The following is a 19,238-nucleotide window of genomic DNA, read 5'->3' as shown; positions in this document are numbered from 1 at the left end:
TTATAATGTTTCTACCCATTTAATTATTTGCTGTCTGGTTGTGTAGTTAAATATCCTTCCTTCTTCTATAACACTGTTTGGTACAGAAGGCTGCAATTCTCTCATCGTATTTCCAAATCCACTTCCACCGGAGGTAGCAAATAAAATTATTTTTTTATCTGAGAAATTATATTTTTCCAAGAATGTATGTACGATTGTCGGTGCAACATACCACCAGATGGGAAATCCTAATATTATCTCATGATAGGTATTCATGTCTATATCTATATCAAGTAATTCAGGTCTGTATGTCTTATCACTCATTTCTATACTGCTTCTGGATTTTTTATCCATCCAGTTAAGGTCACGTTCTGTGTATGGTGTCTTTGGAGTAATCTCAATTAAGTCTGCTTTCGCACAATTGGCAATCATTTCTGCGACTTTTTTTGTTGTTCCGCCTGCACTGAAATATGCCACTAGTCTTTTTTTCATACTATCATCCTCCTCAGCGTAAAAAAATAAATGCATAAGCTTAACTTACACATTTATTCTATAATTTATTACTATATCATGTCCAATACCTATACTGCATATATATGCATGCCTAAAAGGCATTCATTTCCTTTATCACCTTATGTTCAGGCTGTGAGTAGGAGATATTTCATCTCCATGCAATTACAGTAGCTGCAATAATCTCAGGATATATTTCTTTGTACTAGAATATCTTCCTTAGCAAAGCCCTCAACACTAGCTGCCATCACATGAGCGCTTGTACCAAGATTGCTGTGAACTACCGCCAGCTAAAGAGCAGGCGGCTTCCAATGAATGCCTGCACATTCATCAAAACGTTTTGTTCGTGTTCAAATACACGTAACTGGTACGTTCACTGTACCTCTACTCCATCGCTCTCGCTTTGGCATACATGGATATACTTTTCGTATGATATTGCTTGCTCCATTGATATCGGCATTCATTAGAATGCCATTTTTGCTTCTATACAATCCTCGCTTGATTCTTTTCCCTGTGAAGGTATGCGCTACATCGTTTCCATAGACTGGTATTTAATCCTCGTCAATGGAACTAGCCTTCGATTGTATTGCTTCTTCACAGATTACGACTCTGATCCCTGCCACTTCTCCTTTGTATACCACTGAGAGTGAATAGTATACAAATAGCAAAAAAGCCTTTAAATAAAGGCTTTTTTTGTGTTTGTTGATACCATTGGGTACATTTTGAGTACAACTTATCTGTGTGTACTACTGTAAAGAGTAATGTAGGATATGTTTTTTTATACTTTTATAATTTATTTTAGCTTTAATTTTCTAACTTTAATGTTAGAGAATTATAAAATTCAGGATCTGATAGATTTAATGATTTGAAATTATCTTTTAACTTAATTGCGCAAGGTTTGAAGGTAAGATATGTTAATCCTCCACTAACCGCACCACCCACAACAGGAACTACTTTGGATACACTCTTAGCAAATACATCTTTTGTCATTTTAAATCCAAGTGTTGTCGCTACTTTTTTTACAATCGGATACAAAGTTGTCTTAGTCAAAGCTTTTTGTGCTAAAGTTTTTGACATTTTATTTCCTGCAGTTTCAGCAATGATTTTGACACCTTGATTTGCTCCATTAACACCAAACATAACTCCTAGAAAAATTAGTAATTGATTCATTGTTTCGTCACTGATGCTATTTTCGCTCAATTCAAATTCTTGAAATCCATATAAATAAGCTAATTTTTGCATTACGCGTAAAAGAAATCCAAAGTATTGAGCGACATCTGCAGGTATTGTTGCAGCCATTGCAAATCCACCAGGCATTCCTGCTGCAAAAGAGATAGCAGAAACTTTATTTGTTTCGTACTCTATAACTTGATCAGCTATTTCGTTAATTTTTTCTCTTGGTATGCCCATGGATGCAGGATTTGAAGAAATAGCTTTTAAAACTTGTTCTTCTGGATAATATTTGATTAACTCCTTAAATAAAAATTCGCTTCTTTCAATTTTGACTCCTGGAACATGTAAAGCACGTACCAATATATCTTGTGGAGTAATCTCGATTTCTGAAACTTTATCTGAAGCTAAGCTTGCTAGCTCTTGTGTTTTTGATACAGAAGTATTTATTACACTTCCCGTGGTATCTGCAATAGCTTTTGTTGTATTTTTAACTAATTCGTTTGATTTGGAAGCTAATTCATTTAGATCGACGTTTTTTGTTAATTCGCCTACTTTCGATAAAGAATCTTTAAAAAGTTTGTTAAGGTCAGCCATTGTATTTCTCCTATATTTTGTTATTTTTCTTCTCGTTTTTTTCTTGATGATTCAATTTTTTCTTGATTATGTTTCATGACATTTTGCAAATATTCCAATTGCTTCTTGGATTGTTCTTCTAAAGATAATTCAGGAAGCTTTTCTTTCGTTAAAATAGCTTGATATTTTTCTTTAATAAGCTCTTTTTGTTTTTGATAGTACAAATCATCCATTAAATAGTTTTTATGCTTGTTGTAGGCTTGATTGATTTCGTTAATGGCTTCAACTAGTGTGGCGTTTTCGGAATGAGAATCATTCCCGTAAACTGTTAACTGTGCGCAGTAACGATCATCTTCGGTCTCTATATCATTGTATGGGCGTCTATTTACTTCAATTTCAATTCCAAGTTCATTAGCTTCTAGTAATTCAAATATAAAGTCGATTACATCATCCATGGATGTGATTGATTTTTTATTGTTTGATATTTCGCATAACCAATCTAAAGAAACATTGCATCTTTTTGCAATGGTAACAAGGATATCTTGGTTAGGCGTATTTTTGTTGTTTTCATAGGCTGATACTGAAGGCTGAGGTATATCTAATAAATCCGCAAACTCCTTTTGTGTCATATTCATATCTTTTCTTAGTTGCTGTAATCTATTTCCAAAACTCATATTGTCTTCCACCTTATTAAGTATTTTTTAATATTATATCATAATTTCATATAAAAATAAGAACGCATATATAAAATATAATCAAATCATATAAATATAATAAATAATTATTGACAATTCCGATAGAACTCTTTACAATCTAAAATATAAGATTTTCATATAAATATATAAAAAGATAATCTTATACATGACCCAAATATGAATCAATACATAAGAAAGCGAGGTGATTATTAATGGCAAAGAAAATTTTATTAAGAGCAAGTGATGTAGCTGAGATGTTAGATGTATCTATTAGTAAGGCATACAAAATCATTCATGAAGCGAATGAAAAACTAGAAAAAATGAACAAGCTTACTATTAGAGGAAGAATTCCTTATGAATATTTAAATGATATTCTTTATTTCAGTGAGTCGAAAGTGAATAAGGAGGATGAGTGAAATGGCAACAGCGAAGAAAAATCCAATAACTAACAAATGGGATATTCAAATTCGATACAAAGATTCTTTTGGAAACAATAAGAAAACCACACGTAGAGGATTTGATACAAAAAAAGAAGCAGAAAGAGCAGCTTATGATTTTATTAAGAAACAAGAAAAAGATTTTAATATGTTATTTTCTGACTTCATCGACATTTATATGGACGACATGAAAGGTCGACTAAAGGAAAATACGGTCCGTACAAAAAATTATATTATTAATCTAAAAATCCTTCCTTATTTTGCGAAATTTAAAGTGAGTGAAATTACTCCGGCAAAAGTTAGATCTTGGCAAAACGACATGATAGCAAAAGGATATAAGGATACGTATTTGAAAACTATCAATAACCAATTAAGTGCTATCTTCAATTTTGCAGTTCAGCTATATGGAATAAGTGAAAATCCAGTTAAAAAAGCTGGAGGAATGGGAAAAAGTTACTCTGAAGAGATGAAGTTTTGGACGAAAGATGAGTTTGTTCGATTCTTAGAAAAAATTATGAATAAGCCAACATCTTACATCATCTTTAAAGTTTTTTATTGGACCGGTATGAGATTAGGGGAGTTATTAGCTTTAACTCCCTCTGATCTTCATTTGAATCAAAAGTATATTTCTATAAATAAATCTTATCAGCGAATAGGTGGTAGAGATGTCATTACTGATCCTAAAACACCTAAAAGCAAGAGAAATATAACAATTCCTGACTTTTTGGTTGAAGATCTAAGAGAATATTTAGATATATTATATTCCCCAGATCCTAACGAACGTGTATTTCGTGTGACTAAGTCTTTCTTAGAAAAGGAAATGAGAAGAGGAGCTAAAGAAGCAGGTTTAGAAAGAATTAGGATTCATGATCTTCGTCATTCTCATGCAGCCTTATTAATTGAGATGGGATTTCCGATTTTAGCGGTATCAAATCGACTAGGTCATGAAAAGATACAGACAACATTACAGGTGTATGGACATTTATATCCTAATAAACAACAAATGATTGCTGATAAGCTTAATGAACGATTTGGAAAGGAGCAATAGAATGCCAGGATTAAACAAAAACAGAAAAAGACCAATAACATTGGTGTTTCGAGTTAGTTCAAATGAGGCTAAACAAATAAATGAAAGAATTGCTATAAGTGGATTACCAAGAGGGAAATACTTTATCAAGACCTTTCTTGGACAAGAAATAACGATGAAGGGTGGAAAATTTGAAAGTGATCGTCTAAGTTTAGAATTTAAAAGATTGTATGAAAAAATATGTTCATTGAAACGTGATGAAGAGATTAATGATGTTTTAGAAGAATGTATTGCTTTGATGAAAGAGCTAAAACCATATTTTCCTGTAGTAGAAGGTCACAAAGATGAAGACGATTTCCCGGAATTGGATGATCCATTTATAGATGTCGAAATCTTTTAGAGGTGACATGAGTGGATAAATTAGATTATGCAAAGAAATATCTTAGTTTAGGCTTATTAGTATTTCCATTACAAGAAAATACTAAAAGTGGACAGGTTGTAACCTCTTGGTTGATAGAAGCTAGTAAAGATGAAAAGAAAATCCATAGTTGGTGGAATCGTAATAAAGACTTTAATATTGGAGTAAGGACAGGGAATGGATTGATTGTAATCGATGTAGATAATAAAAACGATAAGAACGGCGAAGAAGCAATCAAATCATATATAAATAATTTTCCACAAACATTTACTGTTAAAACGCCAAATAAAGGATTCCATTTATATTATCGAGTAGATAAGGAAGTAGGATGTAAGGTTGGTTTATATAGCGGAATTGATATCCGAGGTGAACATGGATATGTTGTGGGGGCTGGGAGCAATCTTGGTGTTAAGAAATACGAGATATTAAAAGACATCCCAATTGCTATGGCAAATGAAGCAGTATATCAGTTTATAGAAAATGAAAAGCCAAAAATGAGAACAGTTTACATTTATGAAAAAGATAAGATTGTTGAAGGAACTAGGAATGACACTCTTTTTAAATTGGCAACTTCATTAAAAGGTAAGGGATTGTCCCATGCTGCTATCGAATCTGCTATTAGGGCTGAAAATCTTTCGAAATGTTTTCCACCCCTTGATGACAAAGAAATTGAAACCATATGTAATAGCGTTGAAAAACAATTTAGTAAGAGAGATAAGAGTGAAGATTATCATCCTGATGATGAAATTAGCACACGATTAAAAACAGTAGATGAGATACAAATCAAAAAATTAGAATGGTTGGTCGATGACTTGATACCAAAAAACCAAGTAACGATATTTGCAGGAGATGGTGGAGTTGGGAAGACTTCTGTTTGGGCTCATATTGCAGCCAAGTTAAGTAAAGGAGACCCATTGTTTTTTGAAACCGAGACATCAAGGAGACCTATGAAAGTTATCTATTTTTCTGGAGAAGATCCTACTGATGCAGTGTTGAAGAAAAAGTTATTGGACAATCACGGTGATATAAAAATGATAAGAACAATCGATGTTGATGATGAAAGGCTTCAACACGTTCGTTTTGATACTAGATATTTGAAAAATGTAATTGTGGATAATCGTCCGGATATCGTTATCTTTGATCCTCTACAAAGCTTTTTACCAGAGCATACGAATATGTCTGCAAGAAACCAAATGAGAGAAGCAATGAATCATCTATTATTCTTAGCTAGAAAATATGAAGTAACATTTCTTGTCATGGTGCATACAAATAAAAAATCAAATGCTTCGGGTCGTGAAAGAGCAGCTGATAGTGCAGATATATGGGATATCTCAAGAAGTTTCCTTTTTGTAGGAACATTAAATGATAACGTGAGATATTTATCAAATGAAAAAAATAATTATGCTCCTTTGCAAAAGACATATCTGTTTAAAGTAGGAAATGGAGCAATTGAATTTGTAGGAGTAAGTGATAAAAAGGATATTGATTTTCAGAATGATAAATTAAGAAATCAAAGGAATGCGACATCACAATCATTAGCTAAGGAAGATATTCTAAATGTTTTAAAAGGAGGAGAAAAGACTAGCCGAGAAATCGAAGAAATATTAAGGGCTGTTGGGTATAGCCCAAGCGTGATAGATAGAGCCAAAACAGAATTAAGAAAAGAAAAATTAATAGACTTTAGAAAGGATGGTTCCAATCGAGAAGGTAATAAGCAAGATACAATATATTTTTTACTATAAGCAAAACGCAGCAAGGCACTAGTATCGTGCTTTGTAAAATGATATGTATTATCGATATTAAGTGAGCAAAACAGCAATCCGCAGTACACTAACAAAATTTTGTTTTGAAAGAGGAACTAGCATATTAAAGGTGCTTTGCTGATTTGCTAAATATAATTCGATAAATTAAGTAGAATAACAGAACGCATTTTAGAGTTTTGCTAAGGTGCTTTGCTAGTTTGATTTAAAAAACATGACGATATGACGATTGTCGGACAATATCTTTTGACCGTCACACCGTCACTTCTTAAATAAGTTAAATTTTAGATTTTATGTGTTAGCAAGCAACGTATTTTGTCCCCAAAATACAACATCAAAAGCTGGTACGACCAGCAAGATTGGAGGTTCATATGAAAAGAAATCATGAAATAAAGATACGATTTAATGACGATGAATTTAAAATCTTAAACAATAAATTAGAAAGAACGAGCTTAAGTAGAGAATCATTTTCTAGGGCTTGTATATTAGGAAAAGAGATAAAAGTACCGCCTGATCTAGAATATTATAAGTTAAAAAATGAGTTCAATCATATTGGTAATAACTTAAATCAGATAGCTAGAGCATTGAACAATAGGCAAGACATATCGCTAAAAACCATCATGGAAACCATTAAAGAATTACGACAAATGATCAAAAATCTTGATGAAAAAGTAAGGGGCTGATCAAAGCAGTAACGTCAATTTGGGCTATCCGAGATCGTTTGGATAACGTTATCAAGTATGTCGAAGATGAAAAAAAGACGATGCAAACGCTCTTGGATTACATCAGCCAAGATAATAAAGTTAAACAAAAACAGTATGTAACTTGTCTTAATTGTGATGCATTTGATCCATTAAAATCGATGCAGATGACCAAAAAATTATTCCATGATCATAAAAGAATTGTAGCGTTTCATGGTTATCAGTCATTTAAAATAGATGAGGTTGATGCAAATGTTGCACATGAAATTGGAGTAAAGCTTGCACAAAAAGTGTTTGGAAATCGTTTCGAAGTTGTCATTACCACACATCTAGATAAAGACCACATCCATAATCATATCTTATTAAATTCAACTTCATTCGTTGATGGAAAACGATTCTGTAATACCAAAAAAGATTACTGGAACATGAGGAATATATCCGATGAACTATGCAAAGAATATGGATTATCCATCATTGAAGGTCCATCTTATGATTCAAAAAAGTTGAATTATCATATCATGAAAACCTATATGAATGACATTAAAAAAGATATCAATGCTCTTGTAAAGGAAAGTAATTGTATTAGGGATTTGAAGGATAATATGAAAAAGAAAGGATATGAGTTCGATAGAATCGATGGAGAAGATGTCGTTTATCATCCTTATTGTAATGAATCGATATATCTAAAGTCATTAGGAGAAAGATATCATCTTGATGAAATTGAAGAAAGATTAACCGATAAATGGATCCTACCACAAAATGTTGCACACACACAAAGTTATTATCAATGCAAAGAATATTATCAACTTTATAAAAGAAAACAGTTACCAAAACTTGCCGGAATTCATGTTGCTTATCTTATTTCGATCAATATCTTACCTACAAGAAAGCAGCATATATCTAAAGAAGCAAGACAAGCGCTCAAGAAAATGGATCAATATTCTAGAGAAATCGAAATTCTTGCCAAGAACAAAATAGAAGATATCGATCAATTAAATAGCTATCAAAAACAAAAACAAGGTGAACTCAATGACTTATTAAAGCAAAGACAAGGGTGTTACTATCAACGACAACGAGCAAGCAGGATGGATGAAAAAGAAGAGTGGTCAGCAAGAGCTAAGTTATTTACACCAGAAATCAAAAAGCTAAGACTTCAAATCAAAGCATGTGAGAACATTAGAAATCGAAGCTTTGATAAAGACATTGAAAGAATAGCACAGAAGAAAATCAAACAAAGAAATGCAAGATAGGAGGGAAAAATCATGAAAGAAATCAAGTATAACAGAGTAGGAGATTATGAAATTCCATCATTAAAACAAGAAAGACCTTTACCAACTTTATCAAGATTTGGAAGAGAATATCTAAGAATATTAAAAGAAAAACATCCGGCTCATTACTTAGCCTTACGAGCAAAAGACGAACTGAATGAAGAATTGATTCGTATGGATAAAGAGTTAAACCAGCGATATGAAACTCTTGTTGAACGATATAAATTATCTAGAAACATAACAGAAGAATTAAAGGAACAAGACCAAATGAGATGGGTTCAAGAGATGAATAATATTAAGAGTTGTGTAGAAGAAATTATTTGGAATGAAGTAGATTGAAGTAGGGTAACCTACTTCTTTTAATTTAATCATTTTAAAATTCAATTTAGTCATTTTCCTCAAAATTGACTAAATTAAAGTGTAGTAATAGCAATTATATTATCGAAATTAATAAAAAACTTTTAAAAGTGCAAGAAAACTATATAAATGATTACAAATAAAATATATAATTATAAATAGTATGGAGGATAATCTATGAAGGTATGTTACAACAAATTTTTTAAATTATTGATTGATAGAGGAATTAGAAAAATGGAATTTGCTAAGATGGCAGGTATTAGTCAAAATACGATGGCGAGACTTTCTCGAAATCAGAATGTTTCATTAGATGTACTAGGAAAAATATGTTGTACTTTGGATTGTAAGATAGATGATATTCTTGAATTTATATCAGAAGATAAGGAGAAATAGTAATGGCAAAAGATAATACAAAAATTGGATTTGAAAAACAAATATGGGACGCAGCTTGTGTTCTATGGGGGCATATTCCTGCTGCTGAATATAGAAAAGTCATTGTAGGTCTTATTTTCCTACGTTATATTTCTAGTGCTTTTGAGAGGCGTTATCAACAGCTCATAGATGAAGGAGATGGGTTTGAAGATGATAAGGATGCTTACACAGAGGAAAATATTTTTTTCGTACCTGTCGAAGCGCGTTGGAAAAAAATCGCTTCTGTAGCACATACACCAGAAATTGGAACCGTTATTGACGATGCAATGAGATCGATTGAAAAAGAAAACACAACACTTAAAAATGTGTTGCCAAAAAATTATGCCAGTCCTGACTTAGACAAGCGTGTATTAGGTGATGTTGTTGATTTATTTACAAATATGGATATGGGTGATATTGAAGAAAGTAAAGATCTTCTTGGTAGAACCTATGAATACTGTATTGCTCAATTTGCCGCTTATGAAGGGGTAAAAGGAGGAGAATTCTATACTCCTTCAAGTATTGTAAAAACGATTGTTGAAATACTTAAACCATTCAAGAATTGCCGAGTTTATGACCCTTGTTGTGGAAGTGGTGGTATGTTTGTACAGAGTGCTAAATTTATTGAGGCACATAGTGGTAATCGTGGAGAAATTGCTGTTTATGGTCAGGAATCAAATGCAGATACTTGGAAAATGGCTAAAATGAATATGGCAATCCGTGGTATTGAGGCAGATTTCGGACCATATCAGGCGGATACATTCTTTAATGATTTGCATAAAACACTTAAAGCAGACTTTATTATGGCAAATCCTCCATTTAACCTTTCAAATTGGGGACAAGATAAGCTGAAAGATGATGTTCGTTGGAAATATGGTACACCACCTGCCGGAAATGCTAACTATGCTTGGATTCAACATATGATACATCACTTAGCACCTAACGGAAAAATTGGGCTTGTGCTTGCGAATGGTGCATTATCCTCTCAGTCGAGTGGAGAAGGAGAAATCAGGAAGAAAATCATCCAAGCTGATCTTATTGAAGGTATTGTTGCAATGCCAACACAGCTTTTTTATAGCGTAACCATTCCCGTTACCCTTTGGTTTATCAGCAAAAACAAAAAACAGAAAGGAAAAACACTGTTTATTGATGCCCGCAAAATGGGTTATATGGTTGACCGAAAACACAGAGATTTTACTGAGGAGGATATTAAAAAGCTGGCAGATACTTTTACAGCGTTCCAAGAAGGTACGCTTGAAGATGTAAAAGGGTTTTGCGCAGTTGCAGACCTTCAGGAAATTGAAAAACAAGATTTTATCCTTACTCCGGGAAGATATGTTGGAATTGAAGAAGTCGAGGACGACGGAGAACCATTTGAAGAAAAGATGGCTCGCCTTACATCTGAATTATCAGATATGTTTGCTAAGTCCCACGAGTTAGAAGATGAAATTCGTAAGAAGTTGGGGGCGATTGGATATGAAATATAAATTGGGAGAAATTGTTGAAGTAACAATGGGACAATCCCCTAAATCAGAGTACTATAACAACGAAGGAGTTGGCTTTCCCTTTTTACAAGGAAATAGAACCTTTGGCTTTAAATATCCAGCTTTTGACACATATACAACTGTAATGACAAAACAGGCTAAAGCCGGAGATGTAATAATGAGTGTAAGAGCGCCAGTTGGTGAGCTCAACATTACGCCAATTGATATGTGCTTAGGGCGTGGCGTTTGCTCACTGAGAATGAAAAATGGAAATCAGAGTTTCTTGTTTTATATGATGAAATATTATGTTCCGTATTTAATTAGAAAAGAAAGCGGAACAGTGTTTGGTTCTGTAAACAAAAATGATATTAACAATTTGGAAGTTGACATTCCCTCAAACGAAGATATACAAAAAAATATTGCTCGATTTTTGGAAATGATAGATGACAAGATTGAATTAAACTCCACGATAAACAATAATTTAGTGGCTTATAGGTTGATGTATCTAACATCAACCTATAAGCCACTAAATTATTGTTTAGAATATGACCAGAAGACCACTTTAAGAAATTAAAACAAGTAAAATAAATTAGTAAAGGAGAGATATTATGCAGGGAATATATACCGAAGCCGATTATGAAAACTCTGTAATCGAGCTATTCAGAAATGATTTAGGATATGAATACGCATATGGTCCCGATATTGAAAGAGATTTTTATAGTCCATTATATGAAGATGTTTTAGTTGAGTCTCTTTATCGTTTGAACAGAGGGGTGTCTGATGATGCTATTCAGGACGCTGTTTTTAAACTGAAGAACTTTGAAAACGGTGAACTTGTACAGAAAAACACAGTCTTTATGGACTTTCTTCAAAACGGTATACCGGTAAGATATTTTGTTGGCGGTGAGGAGCGTTCCTCTATCGTCTATCTTGTTGATTACAAAAACCCCGATAATAACTCCTTTATTGTGGCAAATCAATGGACTTATATTGAGAATAGTAACAAACGTCCAGATATAATTCTATTTTTAAATGGTCTGCCGGTTGTTCTGGTCGAACTGAAATCTCCTTCTCGTGAAGAAACAGATGCTTCCGAAGCATACAGGCAGCTTAGAAACTATATGCAGGAAATACCGTCAATGTTCATTTACAATGCTATTTGTGTAATGAGCGACCAACTGACTTCAAAAGCTGGTACGATCACCTCTGGTGAAGATCGTTTTATGGAATGGAAAACTAAAGATGGTAACTATGAAAATACACAATACGCACAATTTGACACTTTCTTTGAAGGAATGTTCCAAAAAGAAAGATTACTCGATATTATAAAGAACTTCATATGTTTTTCAAATGAAGGGATAAATTCGTTTAAAATACTTGCTGGATACCATCAATATTTTGCGGTAAGAAAAGCGATTGAATCAACAAAGCATGCAACTGTTACAGATGGTAAAGGCGGTGTATTCTGGCATACTCAAGGAAGTGGAAAATCCCTTTCAATGGTTTTCTACGCTCACTTGCTTCAAGAAGCTTTGGATAGCCCTACTATCGTTGTTCTTACCGATAGAAATGACCTTGATGACCAACTATACGGACAGTTTGCAAAGTGCAAAGATTTCTTAAGACAAGAACCGGTGCAGGCAAAAAGCAGAGAAAATCTAAAAACACTTCTTGCTGGAAGACAGGCAAATGGTATCATTTTTACAACAATGCAGAAATTCGAGGAGTCTCATGAACCTCTTTCAGAACGTCAGAATATTATTGTTATGGCAGATGAAGCTCATAGAGGACAGTATGGCCTTGCAGAAAAAATTAAGATTACCAAAAATGAGGATGGTGAGGATGTTGCAAAACGAGTAGTAGGAACTGCTCGCATTATTCGTAATTCCTTACCTAACGCTACATATATAGGTTTTACTGGCACACCAATATCTTCAAAAGATCGGAGCACACGTGAAGTGTTTGGTGATTATATTGATATATACGATATGACGCAGGCTGTTGAGGATGGAGCAACACGACCTGTGTATTATGAAAGTCGTGTAATTAAGTTAAAGCTTGATGAAGCTACTCTAAAATTGATTGACACTGAGTACGACATAATGGCAGCAAATGCTGATGATGAAGTTATCGAAAAGAGCAAGCGTGAGCTTGGACAGATGGAAGCAGTACTCGGAAACGACAATACTATCAATTCCCTTGTAGGAGATATTCTAGATCATTATGAAAATAACCGAGAGAATTTGCTTACTGGTAAGGCTATGATTGTTGCCTATTCTCGTCCTATCGCTATGAAAATTTATAAGCGTATCTTAGAACTGCGTCCTGCTTGGACAGAAAAAGTTGCTGTTGTTATGACTTCTGGAAATAATGATCCGGAAGAATGGAGACAGATTATCGGTAACAAACACCATAAAGATGAGCTTGCGAAAAAATTCAAAGACAATAATAGTCCACTGAAAATTGCGATAGTTGTTGATATGTGGTTGACTGGCTTTGACGTACCTTCTCTTGCTACTATGTATGTTTATAAGCCTATGTCTGGTCATAATCTAATGCAGGCTATTGCCCGTGTAAATCGTGTATTCCGGGATAAAGAAGGGGGCCTTGTAGTTGATTATGTTGGTATTGCTACCGCATTAAAGCAGGCAATGAATGATTATACATCTCGTGATAAAAAGAATTATGGAGACACCGATGTTGCTAAAGTGGCATATCCAAAATTTTTGGAGAAGTTATCGGTATGTCGTGATAAATTCTACGGATATGACTATTCAAAATTTAAAAGTGGAACAGACCTTGAAAGAGCTAAAACCATCAGTGGAGCTGTCAACTTTATTATGGACAGAGAAAAGATCGATGAGAAAGACTCTTTCGTAAAAGAAGCTCTTATGTTACACCAGGCATTGTCTCTTTGTTCTTCGCTTGTTGATGAGGATGATAGATTCGAAGCTGCTTTCTTTGAATCTATACGTGTACTTGTTTTGAGACTCGCCAATACAGGTGTTGGAAAGAAAATTTCATTGCCGGAAATGAATGCAAGAATCAATGAACTTTTGAAGCATAGTATCAAAAGCGATGGTGTCATTAACCTTTTTTCAGATATTAAAGAAGAATTTTCGTTATTCGACCCTAAATTTCTTGAAGAAGTTGCCAATATGAAGGAAAAGAACCTTGCTGTGGAACTTCTAAAAAAGCTGATTGCAGACCAGGTATCTGTTTATCGAAGAACCAATGTAGTTAAATCTGAAAAGTTCAGTGAAATTATGCAGCGTTCTCTCAATGCTTATCTCAATGGTATGTTGACCAATGAAGAAGTTATTGAAGAAATGTTGAAGCTTGCTAAGCAAATCGCTACCGCACAAAAAGAGGGAGATCAATTAGGATTGACTGCCGACGAACTTGCTTTCTATGATGCATTGACTAGACCGCAAGCAATTAAAGATTTTTATGAAAATGAAGAATTGATTGCAATAACTAAGGAGTTAGCAGATACTCTACGCAAAAATAGGACAATTGATTGGCAGAAAAAAGAATCCGCAAGAGCTAAAATGCGAATGTTAATTAAAAAATTATTGAAAAAACATCGTTATCCACCTGAAGGTATGGATGATGCGGTTCAAACTGTCATGACGCAATGTGAAATGTGGGCTGACAATCAATGATTGAATAGGAGTGTAATATTATGGCTTATGGAAAAGCAATAGAGTTATTTTTAGTAAATGGAACAGCAGAGAGTTTAGTAACTGCTGAATTATCAAATTGGAATGGTAAAGCAATTAAAATTCCAAGAACAGAAGTTCAACAATGTAATCGTGATGATTTAAGAAATGCGGGAGTATATTTCTTATTTTGCAAAGAAGATTCTGATATAGATTCTGTTTACATAGGAGAAGCTGAAAATGTGTTGGATAGGCTAAATCAACATTTAAGAGATTATAATGCAGATAAAGAAAAATATTATTGGAATTCAGCTGTTGTTTTTACTGGTAGAGATTTAAATAAAGCATTGATACGTTATTTAGAAAATAGATTTGTCGACATAGCAAGAGAATGTGGCCGTTATCAAATATTAACTAAAAATACATATAAAAATACAGTGATGAAAGAATCTCAAATTGCTTCTATGGAAGAGTTCATTGATAATGTAAAGATAATTATAAATACATTAGGATATAAAGTTCTTGAACCAGTTCCACATGCAGACGAAAAAACAGTGTATTTGTATTGCAAAGGAAGTGGAGCAAATGCTAAAGGATTTGTTAGTTCAGGTGGATTTACAGTTTTAAAAGGATCGAAAGTTTCAGATCATACGGTTTCTTCATTTGAATTAAGAGGAAGATCCTACTTTAATTTAAGGAATAAACTGGTAGATGATGGAATTATTGTGAATGATATTTTTGAAAAAGATTATGAATTTAATGCTCCTTCGGCTGCTTCAGCAGTAATTCTTGGTCGTACAAGTAATGGAAATGTAGATTGGAAAAATGCCTTTGGTATATCCTTAAAAGATATAAATGAGTAATTAGATTATTAGAAATAGTTTTATAAATTAATAAGTTTTTCATAATTTTTATATTTTTATTGATCATACACTATATTATAGAAAAGCTTTGAATAATAAAGAATATTGAATTGAATATTTATAAAACTATTCAAAAAGATATATGTTATACCTATTAAGTATAAGATAATTAATAAATCATAAAAATTAAATAATATTAAAAAATTGGAGGTTAAAAATGTCGCTGATTGATACATATAGAAATAATATTTCCAGAAAACGCTCTGAGTTTTCAAAGTTATCTTCTGATAAGGCAAAGGAAAGCGATAAAAAGGCTCGACAGAAACAAAAAATTATTTCTGCAACAAATTCTTTAAAACGCTTATCCTCACAGTCAACTATTCGATTAAAAACATCTGAGATCGAAAGGGCAGAAAAAGAAATTGCCAAGATTGATAAGAAGATAGCTGAATTAGATAAAAAAATAGCTCAGAAAGATAAGGAAATTGCATCTGAAGAAAAGAAGTTACGTGGTGAAGAAGAAAAATTACGTAAAAAACAAGAACAAGAAGAAAAAAAACGACAACAACAAAATGAACGAACCTTAAAAAAGATACATCAAGCTATTTCAATACAACAAAGGCAACAAGCAGATATGCAGAGAGATATTGAACAGTTAAAAGCAGTTCCAGAGAGAATAATTGTTCTATTTTTTGCTACAAATCCGAAAGGGACTTCTCAGTTGCGTTTAGATGAAGAAGCGCGTTCAATCCAGGAAATGATTAGAAAATCTGAACACAGAGACTCAATCTTGTTTGAGACTAGATGGGCTGTACGCCCTTTAGATATTCTCCAAGCAATTAATGAAATTAATCCAGATGTTATACATTTTAGTGGACACGGATCTGAAAATGGTGAACTTGTATTAGAAAATACCGATGGTTCTGCAAAGCTTGTTACTAAAGAAGCTATAACTCAAACAATAATGTCAGCTTCTGACAAAATACATTTAATATTTTTTAATGCTTGTTTTTCTTATGAACAGGCGTGTGAGGTGGTTAGCTATGTAGATGCAGCTATTGGTATGACAGATTCCATTAGTGACAAAGCTGCTAGTGCCTTTGCTGCACAGTTTTATTCATCGTTAGGGTTCGGCCACTCTGTAAAAAAAGCATTTGAACAGGCTAAAGGAGTAATGATGCTTGAATCACCAACAGAAGCAAATATACCTAGATTGTATAACAAAGATGACATAGATGTAGATACTTTATACCTTGTGTGTCCTAATAATTAATTAAAATTTATTACATAACAGAGTTTATTTTCTTACACAATAATCACTCTAAAAAATAGATGATTTTTATTTTATAAAAAATCATTATAATATCTTGTAATCAATGAATTGGATAGGATAGACTTAATTGTTAAACACAAAAACGACTAATGCAGCATTGGGTTTTGAAATACTTATGTAGAGGTTATGTTTAGTTGTGTATGCATAATAATTGTCTGTAATATTTTATTATGTTCAAAGAGATTATAAATGATAACGAATTAATTGCTATATAATAACAATAATTCTTGAAATGGGGCCATGATAAAAAAATAGCAGATCATGTAAGAATGCAATTTGATCAAACTAAGATTTTTATATATGTAGATTTTAATGATTATTCTATCAGCATTGCAAAAGAAGGGGAAATCTAAGATTTAGACCTATAATAATATTTGAATAAAGAAGTAATACACGTATTTGAGTATGTAGATAAAAAAGATATACTTATTTCTAAATGAATATTGCATTACCATTGCTTTGCTAGTCAATGATATGCAGTATTAAAATATTTTATAAGTCTAATATTCGATGATACCGTTATGCTACCAACATATGATAAAACTTCTATATTTGAAGTAATCGATAGACAAAATAATAATATTTGCAACAAAACGTTAACAAATATGTTCACTATAATCATTTTATTTCGGAATTTGAATAATTCAATAAACATCAAAAGGCCTTTATATAAGGCCTTTTTTATATGCCAATTTTGTCCGTGAGTACAAAATGAGTACATAAATTATTGAATATGAATAATTAAATAAATTGAAGTCGATTTACATTCTTACTAATATAAAGCATAATATTAGCAAGAATGTAAAAGGCGGTGAGAGTGTGGAAGGAGTAATGGATTCTAAAAAAAAATTGAGGTTTTGAATGTTAAAAAATTAAAGAATGTGAATGTATCGAGACAGTCTATTTATAATTTTATAAAAAGGAATTGTATGGAAAAAAGTTGGCCCAGGTATTTATATTTCAAAAGATGTGTTGGAAGATGAAGCTTATGTTTTGTCACAGCGTTGTCCAAAAGGAGTTATTTCTCATGATGATGCCTTATATTATTATGGTCTGGTTGATCGAGAACCTTTTGTGCATTGTATTACAATTTATAGTGGATATAATCCTTCTGCTTTAACAAACTCAGGTTACAAGGTTTATACTGTAAAAAAGGAGCTTTTGGATCTAGGAAAGACTACAATCACAAATCAATTTGGTCATGAAATCCCAATGTATGATTTGGAAAGAACAATTTGTGATTTAGTGAGAAGTGGACGTAATTTAGAAATTCAGGATTTTAATATGGCGATTAAAACTTATTTACAAAGAAGTGATAAAGATCTGAATTGTTTAATGGTGTATGCAAAAGCATTTCGAATTGAAAAGATAATTAGACAATATATGGAGGTTTTATTGTAATGTATCTAACTCCAGCACAAATAAAAGGTAGAATTAAAAATGTCGCCAAACAAAATGGATCGGATCCTATAACTTTGTTTATATGATGGAGCGTTTTCTTGAAAGAATAACGTATTCTAAATATAAAGACGATTTCATTGTTAAGGGTGGAATCTTGGTTACTTCTATGATTGGTATATCGATGCGATCGACTATGGATATTGATACAACAATACGTAATTTTGATTTAACTAAAGAAGAAACCAAAAGGATTGTAAATGAAATTAAAGATATTTCTCTTGATGATCACATTGAATTTATCTTAAATGATGTATCTGATATCATGGACAATATGGAGTATCCAGGAATAAGAATTCATATGGATGCAGAATTAGAAAATTTAATAGTGCCAATCAAAATAGATATATCAACAGGTGATGTGATTACACCTAGAGAAATAAGATATGAATATCCGTTGTTGTTAGAAGACAAATCAATACAACTCTGGTCATATAATTTAGAGACAATACTTGCAGAAAAAATTCAAACAATTCTTTCTAGAGGATTGTTGAATACACGTATGCGTGATTTTTATGATGTAACGACTTTATTTGATCGTTATAACGATTCAATAAACTATAATGATTTATCATTGGCATTTGATAAAACATGTAGAAAAAGAGAGACACTTTCTGTATTAGAGCATTATGAAGAAATATTATGCTCAATAAGAGAAGATTCAACATTGCAGAATTTATGGAAGAATAATTGTCGTAAATATAGGCTACTTCTTTTCTTTGCAAAAATTATGAAAAGTTTCGAAAATAATCAAGTTTTTTTCTTGCTTAACCCTAAAAATTCATGGTGCTATATTCTAACTCTATAGTCTAAAAAACGGGTGCTAAAGGAACTATATCTGCTTTGAATCTCGTAAAAATGCTTTATATATAGGGGCTTTATAAATAATTAAACCACAAAACATTTCCAGCGTGTGTATTCAATCTTGCCTTTATATAAAGAGTAAAAGTAGCGAATATAAAAGTCGGCCCCCGATTTTTATACTATAGAAATATTCTAAAGACGGGATTGACATTATTTATTATCAGGATTATAATATAAGCGAATACAGGATTGTTACTCTTTGAGGCTTTACCTGCATGTGTTTTAGATTGCATGTTTGTGAAGTTTCGAAGAGTTTTTTGTATAT

Annotated in this window: 18 protein-coding genes and 1 pseudogene; 15 read left to right on the top strand and 4 right to left on the bottom strand. The window is 32.5% G+C overall.

The window, feature by feature from the left end; translation table 11 throughout:
* From G4D54_22605 to G4D54_22590, 4 genes and pseudogenes are all read right to left on the bottom strand, one after another.
* A complete protein-coding gene (locus G4D54_22605) occupies positions 1-471 on the bottom strand; it encodes a flavodoxin (protein ID QJA05032.1) in 471 nt (156 codons plus the stop codon).
* A 368-nt stretch (positions 472-839) separates the two neighbouring features.
* Positions 840-1,130: pseudogene (locus tag G4D54_22600) on the bottom strand (transposase).
* A gap of 163 nt (positions 1,131-1,293) precedes the next feature.
* On the bottom strand, positions 1,294-2,256 hold the full coding sequence (locus G4D54_22595; GenBank protein ID QJA05031.1) for an EcsC family protein: 963 nt from the start codon (positions 2,254-2,256) through the stop codon (positions 1,294-1,296).
* A 20-nt stretch (positions 2,257-2,276) separates the two neighbouring features.
* Positions 2,277-2,909 carry a helix-turn-helix transcriptional regulator gene (locus G4D54_22590; GenBank protein QJA05030.1) on the bottom strand — a complete coding sequence of 211 codons (633 nt, stop codon included), beginning with the start codon at positions 2,907-2,909 and terminating at the stop codon, positions 2,277-2,279.
* A gap of 233 nt (positions 2,910-3,142) precedes the next feature.
* Here G4D54_22590 and G4D54_22585 point away from each other — a divergent pair, with 233 nt between their 5' ends.
* The 15 genes from G4D54_22585 (at position 3,143) to G4D54_22515 (ending at position 18,917) form a co-directional block, all read left to right on the top strand.
* On the top strand, positions 3,143-3,346 hold the full coding sequence (locus tag G4D54_22585; protein ID QJA05029.1) for a hypothetical protein: 204 nt from the start codon (positions 3,143-3,145) through the stop codon (positions 3,344-3,346).
* Between the two features lies 1 nt (position 3,347).
* Positions 3,348-4,415, top strand: a complete 1,068-nt coding sequence (locus G4D54_22580) for a site-specific integrase (protein QJA05028.1) — start codon at positions 3,348-3,350, stop codon at positions 4,413-4,415.
* Position 4,416: 1 nt separating this feature from the next.
* Positions 4,417-4,794 (top strand): hypothetical protein, encoded by a 378-nt coding sequence (locus G4D54_22575; protein ID QJA05027.1) that lies wholly within the window; start codon positions 4,417-4,419, stop codon positions 4,792-4,794.
* Between the two features lie 11 nt (positions 4,795-4,805).
* Positions 4,806-6,554: an AAA family ATPase gene (locus G4D54_22570; protein QJA05026.1), complete on the top strand. Its 1,749-nt coding sequence runs from the start codon at positions 4,806-4,808 to the stop codon at positions 6,552-6,554.
* A gap of 389 nt (positions 6,555-6,943) precedes the next feature.
* Complete coding sequence (locus G4D54_22565; protein QJA05025.1) at positions 6,944-7,255, top strand: MobC family plasmid mobilization relaxosome protein; 312 nt, start codon at positions 6,944-6,946, stop codon at positions 7,253-7,255.
* 38 nt (positions 7,256-7,293) lie between these two features.
* Positions 7,294-8,523: a relaxase/mobilization nuclease domain-containing protein gene (locus tag G4D54_22560; GenBank protein ID QJA05024.1), complete on the top strand. Its 1,230-nt coding sequence runs from the start codon at positions 7,294-7,296 to the stop codon at positions 8,521-8,523.
* Positions 8,524-8,535: 12 nt separating this feature from the next.
* On the top strand, positions 8,536-8,880 hold the full coding sequence (locus G4D54_22555; GenBank protein QJA05023.1) for a TnpV protein: 345 nt from the start codon (positions 8,536-8,538) through the stop codon (positions 8,878-8,880).
* A gap of 195 nt (positions 8,881-9,075) precedes the next feature.
* Entirely contained in the window at positions 9,076-9,291 is a 216-nt protein-coding gene (locus tag G4D54_22550; protein ID QJA05022.1) for a helix-turn-helix transcriptional regulator, read from the top strand.
* Positions 9,292-9,293: 2 nt separating this feature from the next.
* Positions 9,294-10,796, top strand: coding sequence for a type I restriction-modification system subunit M (locus G4D54_22545; GenBank protein QJA05021.1), 1,503 nt, complete (start codon positions 9,294-9,296; stop codon positions 10,794-10,796).
* A complete protein-coding gene (locus G4D54_22540) occupies positions 10,786-11,367 on the top strand; it encodes a restriction endonuclease subunit S (protein ID QJA05020.1) in 582 nt (193 codons plus the stop codon). The genes G4D54_22545 and G4D54_22540 overlap by 11 nt, the downstream gene beginning before the upstream one ends.
* Positions 11,368-11,401: 34 nt before the next feature.
* Entirely contained in the window at positions 11,402-14,458 is a 3,057-nt protein-coding gene (locus G4D54_22535; GenBank protein QJA05019.1) for a type I restriction endonuclease subunit R, read from the top strand.
* A 20-nt stretch (positions 14,459-14,478) separates the two neighbouring features.
* Complete coding sequence (locus G4D54_22530) at positions 14,479-15,318, top strand: GIY-YIG nuclease family protein (protein ID QJA05018.1); 840 nt, start codon at positions 14,479-14,481, stop codon at positions 15,316-15,318.
* A gap of 217 nt (positions 15,319-15,535) precedes the next feature.
* Positions 15,536-16,591 carry a CHAT domain-containing protein gene (locus G4D54_22525; protein ID QJA05017.1) on the top strand — a complete coding sequence of 352 codons (1,056 nt, stop codon included), beginning with the start codon at positions 15,536-15,538 and terminating at the stop codon, positions 16,589-16,591.
* A gap of 984 nt (positions 16,592-17,575) precedes the next feature.
* Positions 17,576-18,052 (top strand): abortive phage infection protein, encoded by a 477-nt coding sequence (locus tag G4D54_22520; protein QJA05270.1) that lies wholly within the window; start codon positions 17,576-17,578, stop codon positions 18,050-18,052.
* Between the two features lie 82 nt (positions 18,053-18,134).
* Positions 18,135-18,917, top strand: coding sequence for a nucleotidyl transferase AbiEii/AbiGii toxin family protein (locus G4D54_22515; protein QJA05016.1), 783 nt, complete (start codon positions 18,135-18,137; stop codon positions 18,915-18,917).
* The last annotated feature ends 321 nt before the right edge of the window (positions 18,918-19,238 follow it).

It is taken from the genome of [Clostridium] innocuum, from assembly GCA_012317185.1.
Taxonomy (GTDB): Bacteria; Bacillota_I; Bacilli_A; order Erysipelotrichales; family Erysipelotrichaceae; genus Clostridium_AQ; species Clostridium_AQ innocuum.
The sequence above is the reverse complement of the archived record's forward strand: the minus strand, read 5'-3'. Positions and strand labels throughout refer to the sequence as shown.